The sequence below is a fragment of the Myxosarcina sp. GI1(2024) genome (assembly GCF_053543375.1).
Window position 1 is genome coordinate 892,565 of sequence record NZ_JBKGTY010000002.1, and the last position, 15,709, is coordinate 908,273.

At 41.9% G+C, this 15,709-nt stretch carries 14 protein-coding genes; 11 read left to right on the forward strand and 3 right to left on the reverse strand.

What is annotated here, in order from left to right; all coding sequences use genetic code 11:
* Window positions 1-282: 282 nt before the first annotated feature.
* From ACLFKQ_RS13205 to ACLFKQ_RS13215, 3 genes are all read left to right on the forward strand, one after another.
* Window positions 283-576 carry a ferredoxin gene (locus tag ACLFKQ_RS13205; protein WP_449000241.1) on the forward strand — a complete coding sequence of 98 codons (294 nt, stop codon included), beginning with the start codon at window positions 283-285 and terminating at the stop codon, window positions 574-576.
* A 234-nt stretch (window positions 577-810) separates the two neighbouring features.
* Window positions 811-2,043, forward strand: coding sequence for a DUF4336 domain-containing protein (locus tag ACLFKQ_RS13210; protein WP_449000242.1), 1,233 nt, complete (start codon window positions 811-813; stop codon window positions 2,041-2,043).
* Between the two features lie 99 nt (window positions 2,044-2,142).
* On the forward strand, window positions 2,143-2,400 hold the full coding sequence (locus tag ACLFKQ_RS13215; RefSeq protein ID WP_449000243.1) for a hypothetical protein: 258 nt from the start codon (window positions 2,143-2,145) through the stop codon (window positions 2,398-2,400).
* Between the two features lie 23 nt (window positions 2,401-2,423).
* Here ACLFKQ_RS13215 and ACLFKQ_RS13220 read toward each other — a convergent pair whose 3' ends face one another.
* Complete coding sequence (locus ACLFKQ_RS13220; RefSeq protein WP_449000244.1) at window positions 2,424-3,026, reverse strand: YdcF family protein; 603 nt, start codon at window positions 3,024-3,026, stop codon at window positions 2,424-2,426.
* A 268-nt stretch (window positions 3,027-3,294) separates the two neighbouring features.
* On the opposite strand from ACLFKQ_RS13220, the gene aspS reads away from it, so the two are divergent.
* From aspS to ACLFKQ_RS13255, 7 genes are all read left to right on the forward strand, one after another.
* Window positions 3,295-5,091 (forward strand): aspartate--tRNA ligase, encoded by a 1,797-nt coding sequence (aspS, locus tag ACLFKQ_RS13225; RefSeq protein WP_449000245.1) that lies wholly within the window; start codon window positions 3,295-3,297, stop codon window positions 5,089-5,091.
* A 70-nt stretch (window positions 5,092-5,161) separates the two neighbouring features.
* Window positions 5,162-6,895 (forward strand): alpha-glucosidase, encoded by a 1,734-nt coding sequence (locus tag ACLFKQ_RS13230; RefSeq protein ID WP_449000246.1) that lies wholly within the window; start codon window positions 5,162-5,164, stop codon window positions 6,893-6,895.
* A 133-nt stretch (window positions 6,896-7,028) separates the two neighbouring features.
* Window positions 7,029-9,146 (forward strand): PAS domain S-box protein, encoded by a 2,118-nt coding sequence (locus ACLFKQ_RS13235; RefSeq protein WP_449000247.1) that lies wholly within the window; start codon window positions 7,029-7,031, stop codon window positions 9,144-9,146.
* Entirely contained in the window at window positions 9,133-9,597 is a 465-nt protein-coding gene (locus tag ACLFKQ_RS13240) for a response regulator (RefSeq protein ID WP_449000248.1), read from the forward strand. The genes ACLFKQ_RS13235 and ACLFKQ_RS13240 overlap by 14 nt, the downstream gene beginning before the upstream one ends.
* Window positions 9,598-9,613: 16 nt before the next feature.
* Window positions 9,614-10,816, forward strand: a complete 1,203-nt coding sequence (locus tag ACLFKQ_RS13245; RefSeq protein ID WP_449000249.1) for a sensor histidine kinase — start codon at window positions 9,614-9,616, stop codon at window positions 10,814-10,816.
* A 2-nt stretch (window positions 10,817-10,818) separates the two neighbouring features.
* Window positions 10,819-11,271: a response regulator gene (locus ACLFKQ_RS13250; protein ID WP_449000250.1), complete on the forward strand. Its 453-nt coding sequence runs from the start codon at window positions 10,819-10,821 to the stop codon at window positions 11,269-11,271.
* Between the two features lie 92 nt (window positions 11,272-11,363).
* Window positions 11,364-12,440: an ATP-binding protein gene (locus ACLFKQ_RS13255; protein WP_449000251.1), complete on the forward strand. Its 1,077-nt coding sequence runs from the start codon at window positions 11,364-11,366 to the stop codon at window positions 12,438-12,440.
* A gap of 104 nt (window positions 12,441-12,544) precedes the next feature.
* Here ACLFKQ_RS13255 and ACLFKQ_RS13260 read toward each other — a convergent pair whose 3' ends face one another.
* On the reverse strand, window positions 12,545-13,453 hold the full coding sequence (locus ACLFKQ_RS13260) for an ROK family protein (RefSeq protein WP_449000252.1): 909 nt from the start codon (window positions 13,451-13,453) through the stop codon (window positions 12,545-12,547).
* Window positions 13,395-14,015 carry a peptide deformylase gene (gene def, locus ACLFKQ_RS13265; RefSeq protein ID WP_449000253.1) on the reverse strand — a complete coding sequence of 207 codons (621 nt, stop codon included), beginning with the start codon at window positions 14,013-14,015 and terminating at the stop codon, window positions 13,395-13,397. Before def ends, ACLFKQ_RS13260 begins: the two co-directional genes overlap by 59 nt.
* A gap of 154 nt (window positions 14,016-14,169) precedes the next feature.
* Between def and dnaA the strand changes: the two genes are divergently transcribed.
* The gene (gene dnaA / locus ACLFKQ_RS13270) at window positions 14,170-15,543 is read left to right on the forward strand and encodes a chromosomal replication initiator protein DnaA (protein ID WP_449000254.1); all 1,374 of its coding nucleotides are present in this window, start codon (window positions 14,170-14,172) and stop codon (window positions 15,541-15,543) included.
* Window positions 15,544-15,709 lie beyond the last annotated feature (166 nt).

A 15,709-nucleotide genomic window follows, 5' to 3' on the forward strand; every position in this document is an offset into this window, starting at 1 on the left:
CTAATTAAGAGCGTTCCTTACCAATTCTCAATCATAGACTATAAATATTTGAATCATAATCTCTATCTTTAGCCAGACATATGGCATAAGAAATTCTTATGTTAAATTCAATTAAAAATTTCATTTCTAATGCGCTAGGAACAAAGAATATTTTTCGCTTAGTATCAGAAGTGAAGCTCGATCTAAGAAAGTAAGATTTATTTCGTCTATATGAGTAGATCGAACTTTCTCCCTCGAGCGCGAACTATCGTTTCATTTGTAAAAAGAGGAATAAAATTAAATATGGCAGCTTATAACGTTACTCTAAAAATGCCCGACGGCGAACAAACTATTGAAGTACCGGAAGATGAGTATATTCTTGACGTTGCTGAAGAACAAGGTCTAGACCTTCCTTATTCTTGCCGTGCTGGTGCTTGTTCGACTTGTGCTGGTAAGTTAGAGTCTGGTAGTGTCGATCAGTCCGATCAGTCTTTCTTAGATGACGATCAAATTGAAGCTGGCTACGTGTTGACTTGCGTTGCATATCCTACTTCTGACTGCACGATTACTACTCACCAAGAAGAAGAACTGTATTAGAAAGCCACAGAAGGCTTCGCCGCTGCAGTGTGTTCCCATGTCGGCGCTAGACAGTTTGGGTAGCATACTGAGATAAGACGGCGAAGTTAGCTGTGACCTATTGTTAGATACAATAAACTGGAGACCTTCGACAACGAATGTCTCCATTATTAATTTTAACAACAGGAACTCATAACTATTCTCAATTTTAGGTATTTTAACCAAAAGTTAAGACAAGCAAGACAGTAGACAGTGGTGCAAACAGATACAAGCGATCGCACTCCTCAAACTAAATTAAATTCGCGGGACTATAGCTGGAAATTTTGGCCACTCGTTCCGATTTATCCTTACGGCAAACGTCGCACTATCCGCCACGAAGTAGTTAAAGATACAATTTGGACTTTCGAGCAACTTCAGGGTATTTTCTATGTCGTCGTTCCCATTCGCATGACCGTAGTTAGGCTAGCTGCTGGAGGATTGTTAGTTTACGCCCCAGTTGCCCCTACTCCTGAATGTATTCGCCTAGTCAAAGAGTTAGTTAACGAACATGGAGACATCAAATACATTATTCTGCCCACTATTTCTGCAGTAGAACATAAAGTATTCGTCCCTCCCTTCGCCAGAAAGTTTCCCAACGCCACCATATTTGTCGCTCCCAATCAGTGGAGTTTTCCCCTCGACTTGCCCCTAAGCTGGCTGGGTTTTCCTGCCCAACGCACCGAAATTTTACCAGCAGACAGCAGCCAAACCCCTTTTGCCGATGAATTTGACTATGCAATTTTAGGAGATATCGATCTTAACTTAGGCGGATTTGGAGAAGTAGTTTTACTGCATAAGCGATCCCAAACTTTAATAGTTACCGATTCAATTGTTTCCATTCCCGAATCTCCTCCCGAAATTGTCGAGTTGGATTTATATCCTCTATTGTTTCATGCTCGAGATAGTGCAGAAGAAGAGATGATCGATACTCCAGCCAATCGGATTAAAGGCTGGCAGCGTATTTGTCTATTTGCCATGTACTTTAGAGCGAGCGTCTTAGAAGTACCAAAATGGCGCGAAGTATTTGCCAATGCTCTAAAATCTCCTAATAAATCCTTAAAAGCCTACTTTGGTCTATTTCCGTTTAAATGGAAACCCAAATGGCGAGAATCTTTTCAGGCTTTGAGAGGGAACGGACGTATTTTGGTTGCCCCGATTTTACAGACGCTAATTCTCAATCGCGCTCCCAGAGAAACTCTTAACTGGGCTGATAAAATCGCCAACTGGAACTTCGTTCGAATTATTCCTTGCCATTTTGATGCACCCATAGCCGCTACTGCCCAACAGTTTCGCCAAGCATTTTCCTTTCTAGAAAAACAGTCTGGTGTCGATAGTTTGGTTGGCAGCAATTTTCATCCCCTACCAGAAGAGGATTTCGAAGCACTCCGAGATATCGATAAAGTACTCTCTCAGCCAGGGCTAGTTCCGCCACCAAAAGAGAAACTCTAAAAAGATCCCTCGACTTTAAAACTTTAAAAAAGTAATCGACATCAAGTACGTTAAGCAAGTAAAAATAGATTTGGTTGTTTTTTATTAATAAACTTAATTATGGCTAGCGATCGCCAAAAAAGAATTCGAGAACATCTTGCCAAAAGTTCCGATGGTTTAGATTTTCAGCGTTCTCCTCAGAACTACGAACCATCAATTGACTCTCCCAAACCCTCAAACCGACAGCGAAGAATCGAAGAACACTTAACTCGAAGTAAGGGTAACTACAATTTTAATGCTGGCACCAGACAAGATCGTAGGTCTAAAATCATGAACCATGTTCGTCTGACTAGAGATAATTCTCAAGGTTTAAAGTAGAGCAAACTTTTGATCTTTCGCCCTTACTCGACAAACTGCACCAAAATCGCGCCCGTACGCCCTGTTGTCAACCATAAAATTGCCCTCGCACTATCCCGCAAGCATTTTTCAATCGGTTCTGGTGGATTATTTGAAGGTACGGCAACGGGTTCGATCGCAATTCCCCTACTACCAAAGACAATTTCGCCGATAATTCGAGCGCGAAGCATATGGTTTTCGGAAGTAATCAAATAGACGCTATCGATTCCCTGGGCTTTTAGTTCGTCTACTAAGGTAGTAAAGTTGGTAACGGTATCGCTGGCACGATAATCTAAATGTAGCCGCTCGTCAGCGATTCCTCGATGAGCGAAAATTTGTTCTACATAATCTTGGGGACTGCCAGATGATACCCAAATTGGCAGATTTGGATACTTACGCGCCAGAGTAGCGGCAAATCTTTCTCGTTCTTCATGTCCCCCTAACACCAGGAAAGCTTTAGGTGGTAAGAAGGAATTACTGTGTATCTGTTTGTATCCCGTCCACAAAGTAAAAGCGATTAAAGAGATTAACAACCAGGTTCTCTTTTTTTTGGTTGACTTAGAGAAAATCTGTTTCCAGCTATTTTTAGGTTGGTGGCAAAATATCATCGAAAAAAGGTATTGGCAGTCAATCGCGATCGCTCTTTATCCCGATAGATGATACCTTGAGTTTGAAGAATTGATTAAATTAAAGCGATCGCAATTGGTGGAACAGCTTAAGATTATCGACCGCAATTATAAATAGTATTTACCGAAAATGTGTTTATTCAACAAAAAAAGCGCAAAAATTCACCAGTGGTTAGTGAATATCACTAGCTATTTTTTGTTAACCTAAAAGACGCTGTATTTAAAACAACGCTAATATTTGCTATTGGGGATGAGAACGAACTATTGCGGGGAATTAAGAGCCAAACACATCGGTCAAACCGTTACTCTATATGGCTGGGTCGATCGCCGTCGCGATCATGGTGGGGTAATTTTCATCGACTTGCGCGATCGCACGGGAACGGTACAAATTGTTAGCGATCCCCAACGTACTCCCGAATCCTACGCCGACGCTGAATCTTTACGCAGCGAATATGTAGTTAAAGCTGTAGGCAGAGTCAGCAAGCGTCCTCCCGAATCTCTCAACACCAAATTACCGACGGGAGAAGTAGAAATTTATGCCGAATCCCTGAAAGTTCTCAATGAGGTTAATAAACAGCTACCGTTTCCGGTTGCCACTGCCGATACCGAAACCGTCAAAGAAAACCTACGCCTACAATACCGTTATTTAGATTTGAGAAAATCCCGCATGGCACAAAATCTAAAGTTGCGCCATCAGGTAGTCAAAGCGATCCGTCGCTTTTTAGAAGACGAATGGGATTTTATGGAAATCGAAACGCCAATTTTAACCCGTTCGACTCCTGAAGGTGCCAGGGATTATTTAGTGCCTTCTCGCGTCAATCCCGGGCAATGGTATGCTCTACCGCAATCGCCTCAATTATTCAAACAGTTATTAATGGTAGCGGGTTGCGATCGCTACTATCAAATTGCTCGTTGTTTTCGCGATGAGGATTTGCGTGCCGATAGACAGCCTGAGTTTACCCAACTGGATATGGAAATGAGCTTTATGTCGGTCGATGAGATAATCGAACTCAATGAAGCCTTAATTTGTCATATTTTTAAAGTCGTTAAAAACATCGAACTTCCCCGTCCTTTTCCCCGTCTTACCTATGCCGAAGCGATGGCAAAATACGGCAGCGATCGCCCAGATACTCGCTTTGGTTTAGAATTGGTCGATGTCTCGGAAATCGTTAAAGATATGGGCTTTAAAGTTTTTTCTGGGGCAGTTGCCAGTGGAGGACGAGTAAAAGTGCTGCCTATTCCCAACGGTAATGACGCAATTTCTAATGTCCGAATTAAACCAAAAGGAGATATTTTTAATGAAGCAGTAGCCGCAGGAGCTAAGGGTATTGCTTTCATTCGCGTTCGGGATAATAACGAAATCGATACTATTGGCGCGATTAAGGACAACCTCAGCGAATCACAAAAACAACAGCTACTTGCCAAAACTGATGCCAAACCAGGACATTTACTATTATTTGGAGCCGGAGATACGGCAACGGTCAATAAATCTTTAGATCGCTTGCGTCAGGTAATCGGTGAAGAATTGGGTTTAATTGACGAAAATAAGATCGATTTACTCTGGGTGACTGATTTTCCCATGTTTGAATGGAATGCCGACGAGAAGCGTTATGAAGCATTGCATCATCCCTTTACCGCACCCTATCCCGAAGATGTGGATAATTTGGCAACGGCTAGGGCGCAGGCATACGACTTAGTGTATAACGGTGTTGAAATTGGCGGCGGCAGCTTGCGGATCTATCAAAAAGAAATTCAACAGCGAGTTTTCGAGACGATTGGAATGTCTCCTGAAGAGGCTAATGAAAAGTTTGGTTTTTTGTTGGAAGCTTTTGAATACGGTACGCCTCCTCATGGCGGAATTGCCTACGGTTTAGACCGTTTGGTAATGTTGATGGCAGGAGAAGAATCGATCCGCGATACGATCGCTTTTCCTAAAACTCAACAAGCTAGCTGTCTATTAACTAATGCCCCTGCCCCTGTCGATCCCAAACAGTTAAAAGAGTTAGAAGTAGCATCTACCTACAAGCCTAAAACTAAATCGGAATAATCTCCGGTCATTGGTAAATTCTTGTTTCTCAGCAATCTCAAATCGAAGTGGCGAGGATTACAATTGAGATATGAAGCAATTTACCAATGGCAATTCTCCAACCTGGTGGCAAACAGGCGTAATTTATCAGATATATCCCCTTACTTTTGCCGATGCTAATGGTGATGGGATTGGAGACTTGCGAGGAATTATCGAGCGCTTAGACTATCTTAATGATGGCAACCCAGAAAGTGATACTTCTTTAGGAATTGATGCTATTTGGCTTTCTCCCATCAACAAGTCGCCGATGATCGACAATGGCTATGATGTCAGCGACTACTACGATATTGCTGCCGTATTTGGCACTATGGAAGACTTCGATCTTTTGCTAGCGGAATCTCATCAACGAGGCATTAAAGTAATTTTAGATTTGGTAATCAATCATACTTCTAACCAGCATAGCTGGTTTATCGAATCTAGCTCTAGTAGAGACAATCCTAAAAGTGACTGGTACCATTGGCAAGATCCCGCTCCCGATGGTGGAGTTCCCAATAACTGGGTGTCCTATTTCGGAGGAACTGGTTGGACTTTCAATGGAGCGAGAAACCAATACTACTATCATACTTTCAATCAAAATCAACCCGATATTAACTGGGGAAATCCTGAAGTCAAACAGGCAATATATCAAATAATCGAGTTTTGGCTAGAGCGAGGGGTTGATGGTTTTCGCCTAGATGCCTCTAGTGTCTATAGCAAAGATCGATACTACCGCTTTAATCCCGTCAAATTTGGCGCGAGCGATCGCAACAACTACCACAATCAGGATCATTTATACGATAAAAATTTGCCCGAAAATCACCAGATTTTGAGAGAAATCAGACAGATAATCGAGCGATACGGTGAGCGCGTTTTGATTGGCGAAACTTTTATCGATAGTAGACTATATGATTCGACTACTTTTTATGGCGTAAATAACGACGAACTGCATTTACCATTTACTTTCGAATTTCCCTTTAGCCCGTGGTATCCCGGCTACTTACAGCGAGAAATTGCCAAAAAAGAGTTGGTCACCCCTCAGGGTGCATGGCCATCTTATTTTTTGGACAATCACGATATTCCCCGACATCTATCTCGCTGGATTGAGTGTAGTTTGTGTACCAATCCTTTAGGAATTGCCCAGGCTGCTGCTGCTATTTTGTTAACGGTTAGAGGAACCCCTTTTATTTACTATGGACAAGAAATTGGTATGGTAGATAATTTGGATATCCCACCAGAAAAGATTCGCGATGGAGCAATTATCAAAAGCGAAACTGGCGAACTCCCCCCACCTAGAGATGGAGCGCGGACTCCCATGCAGTGGGATGATACCGTTAATGCTGGATTTAGTTTTGGCAAAGTTGTCGAACCTTGGCTACCAGTTCATCAGAACTATAAAGATGTCAATGTAGCTAATCAGTTAGGCGATAAAGACTCGATCTTAAACTTTTATCGTCAACTAATTAAAGCTAGAAAAAATAGCGAAGCTTTACAGATTGGTAGCTGGCAGACACTAATAGATTACCCTTACGAACACTTAGCTTATGTCAGAGCGACGGCAAAAGAAACTGTCTTAATTATTATTAATTTTTCTTATGAAAAAAACTTTATGGTAGACAGACAAGTCGCAACCGAAGACTGGCGAATATTAGTCTCAAATGTTTATGAAGCTGATAAAATCATCGAGCTCCCTAAAACTTTACAGCCATTTGAAGTATCAATTCTAAGTAAAGAAAGAGCTGTTGAGGAGCTGACGGAGCGATCGATTAATTCTGCCTCGAATGACTGACAGAGAACTGTCTTTTCTGCTTCCAAGCCAGAACCACAATAAATTTTATCTTTGGGCGATCGCCTACAGTGCCAATCGTACTATAGTTAAATGTTTACAATTTAACTATTGAGTCACAAGACTTAACCAAACAATGCCTTCATTGCTTTTGCGATCAACCCTCTCATACATTCCTCACGGTCACTGTTATTTTTGGAACTCGGGTTTAGTGGCGCTTCATTTTGGCTCCGATGCCTTAGTTGCCCTAGCATACTATTCGATTCCCGTTACTTTGGTTTATTTTGTCAAGCGACGCCAAGATATTCCTTATCCAGAAGTGTTCTGGTTGTTTAGTGCTTTTATCATCGCTTGTGGCACGACTCATTTATTGGAAGTGTGGACTATTTGGCATTCTGATTATTGGCTGTCAGGTACGGTTAAGGCAATTACGGCGATAGTATCTCTATATACTGCAGGTGCTTTAATTCCCATTGTGCCCGAGGCACTAGCATTACCAAGTCCAGCACAATTAAAAGCTACCAACGAAAAACTACGGGAAAGCGAGGAGCGATTTCGTTCGGCATTCGAGCACGCATCAATTGGCAAAGCACTAGTATCCCCAGAAGGAAGATTTTTGAAGGTCAATCCTGCTTTATGCGAGCTTATAGGCTATTGCGAGAGCCAACTGCTGCAAAAAACCTTCCAAGATATTACTCATCCTGACGATCTTGATGCCGACTTAGAATTTGTACGTCAGATGCTGGCAAATGAAATTCGCACTTACCAGATGGAGAAGCGATACTGTCATAAATCTGGTCATTTGGTTTGGGTGCTGTTGAGCGTTTCCTTAGTGCGTGATAAAACCGAAAAGCCACTGTATTTTATTTCCCAAATCCAAAATATCAGCGATTGCAAACAGGCACAACGGGTTTTACAACAGTCGAACGAAGAATTAGAAAGACGAGTAAAGGAAAGAACGGCAGAGTTATTGGCGACCAATCAATCTCTAAAAACTGAAATTGAGCGACGGCGACAAATAGAACTGGAACTACAGCAAAGCCAGACGAGATTGCAAGCTATTCTCGATAATGCCCCCTCCGTTATCTATCTCAAAGAACCAGAAGGTAAGCTGCAATTGGTCAATCGAGAATTTGAAACCATTTTTGGTCTATCTAAATCAAATGCGATCGGTAAAACAGATCGAGAAATTTTTCCTACCGAAATTGCCACCGCTATCAATCTTAACGATCGCCGAGTGGTAGAAACTCGCCAACCCCTGCAAACTGAAGAGGTAGTTCTACAAACAGACGGCAAACTACATACTTATCTCTCGACTAAATTTCCTCTGTTTGATTCAGAAGGTCGAGTCAAACAAATTGGCGGCGTGTCTACGGATATTACACTTCGTAAGCAAGCGGAAAAATTACTGCAACAAGCCAATGATGAGCTAGAGAAAAAAGTAAAAGAACGTACCGCCGAACTCGCTAGTCTCAATGCCAGTCTACAAAGCGAAATCGCCGAACGGCGCGAGAGCGAACGCCAATTAAAACAGCTTGCTTCCCAGTTAAAGACATCCAATCGATCGCTGCAAGAATTTGCCTATGTAGCTTCTCACGATCTTCAAGAACCGCTGCGTAAAATTCAAGCCTTTGGCGATCGCCTTGAAGCTAAATACGCCAAGGAACTAGGAGAGAAAGGACAAGACTATCTCCGACGAATGCAAAACGCTGCCGAACGAATGCAGAACTTGATTCGAGACTTGCTGACTTATTCTCGCGTTACTACCAAAACTCAGCCTTTTGTAGCGACAGACTTGAACTTTATCCTTAAAGAAGTACTGTCGGATTTAGAAACTCGGATCGAACAAACACGAGGGCAAGTTTTAGTAGAGCCATTACCTACTCTCGAAGCCGATCCCGTCCAAATGCGACAGCTATTTCAAAACCTCATTGGTAATGCGCTCAAGTTTCATCAGCCAGAACTGCCACCGGTAGTTACTATTTCTCAAGTTCCTTGTTCAAAATCATCTGTTAAGTTACAGATTCGAGATAATGGTATTGGCTTTAATGAAAAATATTTAGACCGCATTTTTACACCCTTTCAACGCTTACACGGACGTTTGGAATATGAAGGTACTGGAATGGGTTTGGCAATTTGCCGCAAGATCGTAGAACGTCATGGCGGTCGGCTCAAGGCTGAAAGCCTTCCAGAACAGGGTTCTACCTTTATAATTACCTTACCGATCGCTCAACCAAAAAATGATAGAAAATAACCTCAAACCCAAACGAAAACTCGTGCCAATTTTGATGGCAGAAGATGACGAAGACGATCGCCTGCTAGCAGAGGATGCCTTTGCTGAAAGCCGGTTAGCTAATCCTCTCTTTTTTGTAGAAGATGGTGAGGAACTCTTAGACTACTTACATCGTCGCGGACGCTACGAAGAAGTAGACAAATTCCCCCTTCCTGGTTTAATCTTGCTAGACTTAAATATGCCCAGGAAAGATGGACGAGAAGCACTTAAAGAAATCAAATCAGATGCCAATTTGCGCTGCATTCCAATAGTAATTTTAACGACATCTAAAGAAGAAGAAGATATCGTGCGTTCCTACTCTCTGGGAGTAAATTCATTTATTGTCAAACCAGTTACCTTCGAGCAACTGGTAGAAGTCATTAAATATATCGGTCACTATTGGTTTGAGATTGTAGCTCTACCGTGCAAATAATACCTAATTTAAAGTTATGCTCGATCGCTCAATCAAAGTCCTACTAGTTGAAGATGACGAAGATGACTATATCTTGATCCGCGATCTGCTGGGTGAAGTCAGGGAACAAAAGTTTGAGCTCGATTGGGTGGCAACTTTTGAAGAGGCGGTACAAACAATCCATCACCAACATCATGATGTTTATTTAGTCGATTATCGGCTGGGCGAACACGATGGTTTAGAACTATTAAAGCTGATAAATCAACAGTATGGCTCTCCGGTAATTATTTTAAGCGGACAGGGCGATCGACAATTGGATATTGCTGCTCTCCGTTCTGGTGCTGCGGATTATCTCGATAAAACTTATCTTCATTCATCAATCTTGGAACACTATATTCGCACCTCAATCGAGCGTAACCAGGCATTAAAAGCTTTACAGGAGAGCGAGCAAAAATATCGAGAACTATTCGAGCGAGAAAGATTGCTAAGGCAAGAACTCAGTCGTTCTAATGCCGAACTGCAGGACTTTGCCTATGTTGCCTCCCATGATTTGCAAGAGCCACTACGGGCGATTTCTGGCTACACCAAATTGTTACAAACCGAATATATTGCTGAGCTTGACTCGAAAGCCCATGATTATATGGATTTCGTTACCGACGGTACAGAAAGAATGCAAGCGTTAATCGAAGATCTCTTGGCTTATTCTCGTGTCGGAACCCGCCAACAGATTCTTTCAACTGTCGATTGCAATAGTGTAGTGACAGAAGCGATCGCTAATCTGCAAAACGCAATAGAGGAGTCAGGGGCAAATATTGTCTCTAAAGTTTTACCTTCCCTGACGGCAGACCGATTTCAATTAGTACAATTATTTCAAAATTTACTCAGCAACTCCATTAAGTTTCGTCGTCCTGATGTTAAGTCCAAAATTATAATTGAAGCCAAGTCCATCGCCAATGAACGGTGGCTGTTTAGCATCACAGATAACGGTATCGGAATTAAATCCGAATACTTCGATCGCATCTTTAAAATTTTCAAGCGGCTGCACACCCACCACGAGTTTAGTGGAACTGGAATAGGATTGGCTTTATGTCGCAAAATCCTAGAGCGTCATGGAGGGAAAATTTGGGTCGAATCAGAATTGGGTAGTGGTTCTACTTTTTTCTTTACTTTACTTAGCAATGCCTCAGCTTTAGATCGATACTCTTCGTCCTCCGCTTTAGTCGAATCTGTAGAACGATAATTATGAAGTTACGCACGAACCGAAAATTACAAATTTTATTAGTTGAGGACTCGGCAGCCGATGCCATGTTAATTCAGCGTAGTTTGGCTGAAAGTAACCTAGATTTCACTTTCTACTGGATTGAAGACGGGGAAAAAGCGATCGCATTTTTAAGACAGCGAGGAGAATATCAACGAGCGATGCGTCCGGACTTAGTTATTCTCGACCTGAATCTGCCTAAGCTGAATGGTCGAGAAGTTTTAGCAGAAATTAAGCATGACCCAGCATTAAAGCGTATTCCCGTTGTAGTGATGACTACATCGAGTTCCAACCGCGATATCTTCCATTCCTATGACCTTCACGCCAACTGCTACATTGTCAAACCCTTTGACGTCTATGATTTTCTCCAGATTGCCAAATTAATCGAACAATTTTGGCTAAAAACTGTTAGTTTACCGAAGTTTCGAGCCTACTAAGGAAGAAGTCTTTCCGATTCTGCCACTGAGGTTAAATTTATTCTATTTGCTAAATTTATAAAGGCTATAAAATTTTTAAATATACTGATTTTATGGAGTCATTTTCGATTCTGGTCGTAGAAGATAGCGCCAGCGATGCCGATTTACTACATAGAACTTTTCTCAAGGCAGGTAAGAGTCAGTGGTCGCTCAAAATAGTCGAACGTTTGAGGGAGGGAATCAATCTAGCCAAAGTCAGTCATTTCGATATTGTCTTGCTGGATTTATCTTTACCCGATTCTGATGGTCTCGATACAGTCGAAAGTTTTATTAATGCAGTTCCCAATCTGCCAGTTATCATTCTCACGGCTGCCAGTGATGAAGAGTTGGCTATAGCAGCGATCGGTAAAGGAGCTCAAGATTATCTGGTTAAAGGAGAAATTTTTCCGAGTCTCTTAGTACGCTCCATTCGCTACAGCATTGAAAGAGGACAATTATTAAGGCAGCTAGTGCAGTCCAACGCCGATTTAGAAGCCTTTAACTTTTTGATGGCTCACGATTTGCAAACACCCTTAAGAACGATTACCAGTTTTTCTGAAATTGTTTTGCAAGACCACGCTCATCAGTTAGATAATAGGGCAAAAGATTACCTTCAACGCTCGATCGCCGCAGCAAATCGCTTGAATACTCTGATTAGAGATTTACTTACCTACAGCCGCTTGGGACACAGTAAGATTCGGTTGCAAAAGGTCGATTTAGCTAAAGTGGTGACAGAGGTAATTGACGATTTGGAAACTTTAAGGAAAGAGGCGCAAGCCGAGATCTTCATAGAACAATTTTCTTTTGCAGTAAAAAGTAATTACTCAATCTTGACCCAGGTTATTTTAAATCTGGTAACTAATGCGATTAAGTTTGTTCCTGCCGATAGCCAGCCCAGAGTGAAAATTTGGGCAGAACGACGGCAAAATTGGATTCGTCTATGGGTCGAAGATAACGGGATTGGAATCGCTCCGGAAAATCAGCAAAAGATCTTTAAAGTTTTTATCAGACTGCACGGAATTCAGACTTACCCTGGCACTGGTATCGGTTTGGCATTTGTCAAACGAGCGATGGAAAGACTTGAAGGTCGTCTTGGCATTGAATCGGAACTCGGTCAGGGAAGCAGATTTTGGCTGGAGTTACCTAAATAATTTGCAGAAGATTAGCTAAATCGGGAAACTCATACACATAAACTAGGGTGGGTTTCGGTTAAAAATTGCCGAAAAAACACTGCATACTACATATGACATTAGTCTCAACTACAGTTATTTATCATCTGCCAAGCTAATTTAGCTGCACCCAACATTCCCGCCTGATTGCCCAACTCAGCTACTAATAACTTTAAGTCTGGACGTGAAGTAGTTAAAACTCGTCGTTCGATTTCTCGTTGGGTAGCAGGCAGAAAAAAATCGGCACTGGCACTAATACCGCCTCCAAAAATTACGGCTTCGGGGGTTAAAACATAAATTAAGCTAGCTAGTCCCGCACCTAATGACTTACCATAGCCAGACCAAAACTCCAGAGAGGTTCGCTCTCCCATTCGTGCTAGTTTGCCCAACTCGGCAGGATCTTTACCAGTTTGGCGGCGAATTGCACCTATAGATGCCGACTGTTCTAAAGAACCGCGATTGCCACTTCTACAGGGTAAGCCGTCGGGATGGAGAGTAATCAACCCTAGTTCGCCAGCCGCGCCACAGCGTCCCGTAAATAGTTTGCCATCGATAAAAATGGCTCCGCCAACGCCAGTACCCAAGGTCAGTAAAATAAAATGGTGCAATTGGCGACCCGCACCCAACCAGGCTTCCCCAATGCCCGCACAGTTAGCATCATTTTCTAACCAGGTAGGAAGTTGAGTCTTAGCTTCTAACCAATCGGCTACGGGAACATTATTCCAGCCTGGTAAATTAATCGAGACTTTAGCAATACGTCTTTGAGGATCTACTGGTCCCGGAGTACCAAAACCGATCGCCAGACAGTTATTATTTTGATTGAATCGATTTACAGTAATAGCAATTAAGTTTAAGACTAATTCTGGTACTGGCGGTTGGGGTGTGGGAATTGAAATTGAATTAGTCAGAGTTCCATCCGATAGAAATACACCTATTTTAATCGCGCTTCCCCCCAGGTCGATGCCAATTACTTGTTGGCGATATCCATCGCTCATCTTGGTTTGCGTTTCTCCCTACTGCCCAATTATTTCCAATTATTTTCTGATACTCTTCCTCACTATACAAATCTGCTTCGCTTTCTAAACGATCTAAAAAAACCAAACCGTTGAGATGATCTAGTTCGTGTTGAAAAATCCGAGCGACAAAATCAGTTAGAATTTTACGTTCTAACTCACCGTTTCTGGTGATATATTCGACCTCAATCTCGCGATATCTCGGTACTAAACCACGTAAATTAGGAACACTCAAACATCCTTCCCAATCTTTAACTTTCTCCTCACCATGAGTGATTATTCGGGGATTTATCATCGCAGTTGGCTGCATTGTCGGGGCGTGAGGGTAGCGTTGGTTGGGATGGGAAGTCACGATAAATAAACGATAGGATCGAGATACTTGGGGTGCAGCAATTCCCACTCCTTTTGCCGCAAGCGCTGTAGCAATTAAAGAATCAATGAATTTAACTAGCTCTTTGTCGGTAGGTGTAACTTTTTCTATAGGTAGAGCCGTACGTCTTAATATAGGATTGCCAAGTAGAGCAATTTCTAATAACTCAGTCATCGTTATATTTGTTCGTTAAGTAATGAAGCGATCGCTATGTACGCTAACAGACAATCGCTAATATAATACAATCTAGATTTAGATCGTAACTATTCTGCTGGCAATACGGTTCGACTGATAAAATTTTTCAATCCCCATAATCAATAATTTTATAGTGGCAATTTCCTCCAAAGAACTGTGGCATCGAGTTTTAATCCGTCTTCAGCAACAGCTAAGTCGTCCTACTTTTGAGACTTGGATTCAAACTGCTATTGTTGAGGATTTAAAAGATGATTGCTTGGTAATTCGGACTCCTAATGCTTTTATTATGAATCACCTTCAAAAGCATTATGCCAAGATTATCAGCGATACAGTCATGGAAATTTTAGGCAAGTCCGTACGAATTAAATTGATAGTTACTCAAGGAGAAAATGGAGCTTTCATAGGGGGTAAAGCCGAACTCAAACAAACAAACGACCGCCGCAAACTGAATTTTATCGATCGCACCCTCAAACCAGCTAAGCTCAATCCTAAATATACTTTTTACCGTTTTGTAGTCGGACCGACTAACCGCATGGTACACGCTGCTTCTTTAGCAGTAGCAGAGTCTCCCGGCAGAGATTTTAATCCTTTGTTTCTTTGTGGCGGAGTTGGCTTGGGAAAAACTCATCTCATGCAGGCGATCGGACACTATCACCTAGAAATTAATACTGCAGCACGAGTTTTTTATGTTTCTACCGAACAGTTTACTAACGATCTGATCGCGGCTATTCGGGACGATCGCTTGCAAAGCTTTCGCGAACATTACCGCACTGCCGATATTTTATTGGTAGACGACATTCAGTTTATTGAGGGCAAAGAATATACTCAAGAAGAATTCTTTCATACCTTTAATACCCTTCACGAAGCGGGAAAACAAGTAGTTTTAGCTAGCGATCGCCCTCCCAATCAAATCCCCAAACTACAAGAACGCCTCAGTTCTCGCTTTTCTATGGGTTTAATCGCCGATGTTCAGGTTCCCGATCTCGAAACTCGCATGGCAATTTTACAAAAAAAAGCCGAATACGAAAATGTGCGTTTGCCTAAAGAAGCGATCGAATATATTGCCACTAGATATACTTCTAATATTCGCGAATTGGAAGGAGCGTTAAATCGCGCGCTCGCTTATATTTCCATTTCCGGCTTGTCAATGACCGTAGAAAACATTGCCTCAGTTCTCAATCCTCAAACTCAACCAGTTAGTACTTCACCAGAGATAATTATTAGAGTAGTTTCAGAAGTCTTAAAAATTTCTGTAGAAGATTTAAAGAGTAATTCTCGCCGAAGAGAAATTAGCAACGCTAGACAAATTGCCATGTATCTCATGCGTCAATTTACCGATTTGAGTTTGCCCCGCATCGGAGAGGAATTTGGTGGCAAAGATCATACTACGGTTATGTATAGCTGCGATAAGATTGCCAAACAAATTAGCAAAGATCGTCAGACCAATCAGACTGTTTCTTTGTTATGCGATCGCATTAGTTTTGTCAGCCGTCAAGAAAACCACTAATAAGCTGGCGGCGAAAAAAGTAAATCTGTAATGTAATTACCCTGTTTGACTGCCCAGCTGGCGATGGTCTTTTTTTCCACAGCATAAATAGTAGAATCGAAAGTTTTCCACATTTTTTCCCCAAAAACTAATTTGGCAGTTCATTTGCACTAATATAGTCGTTAAA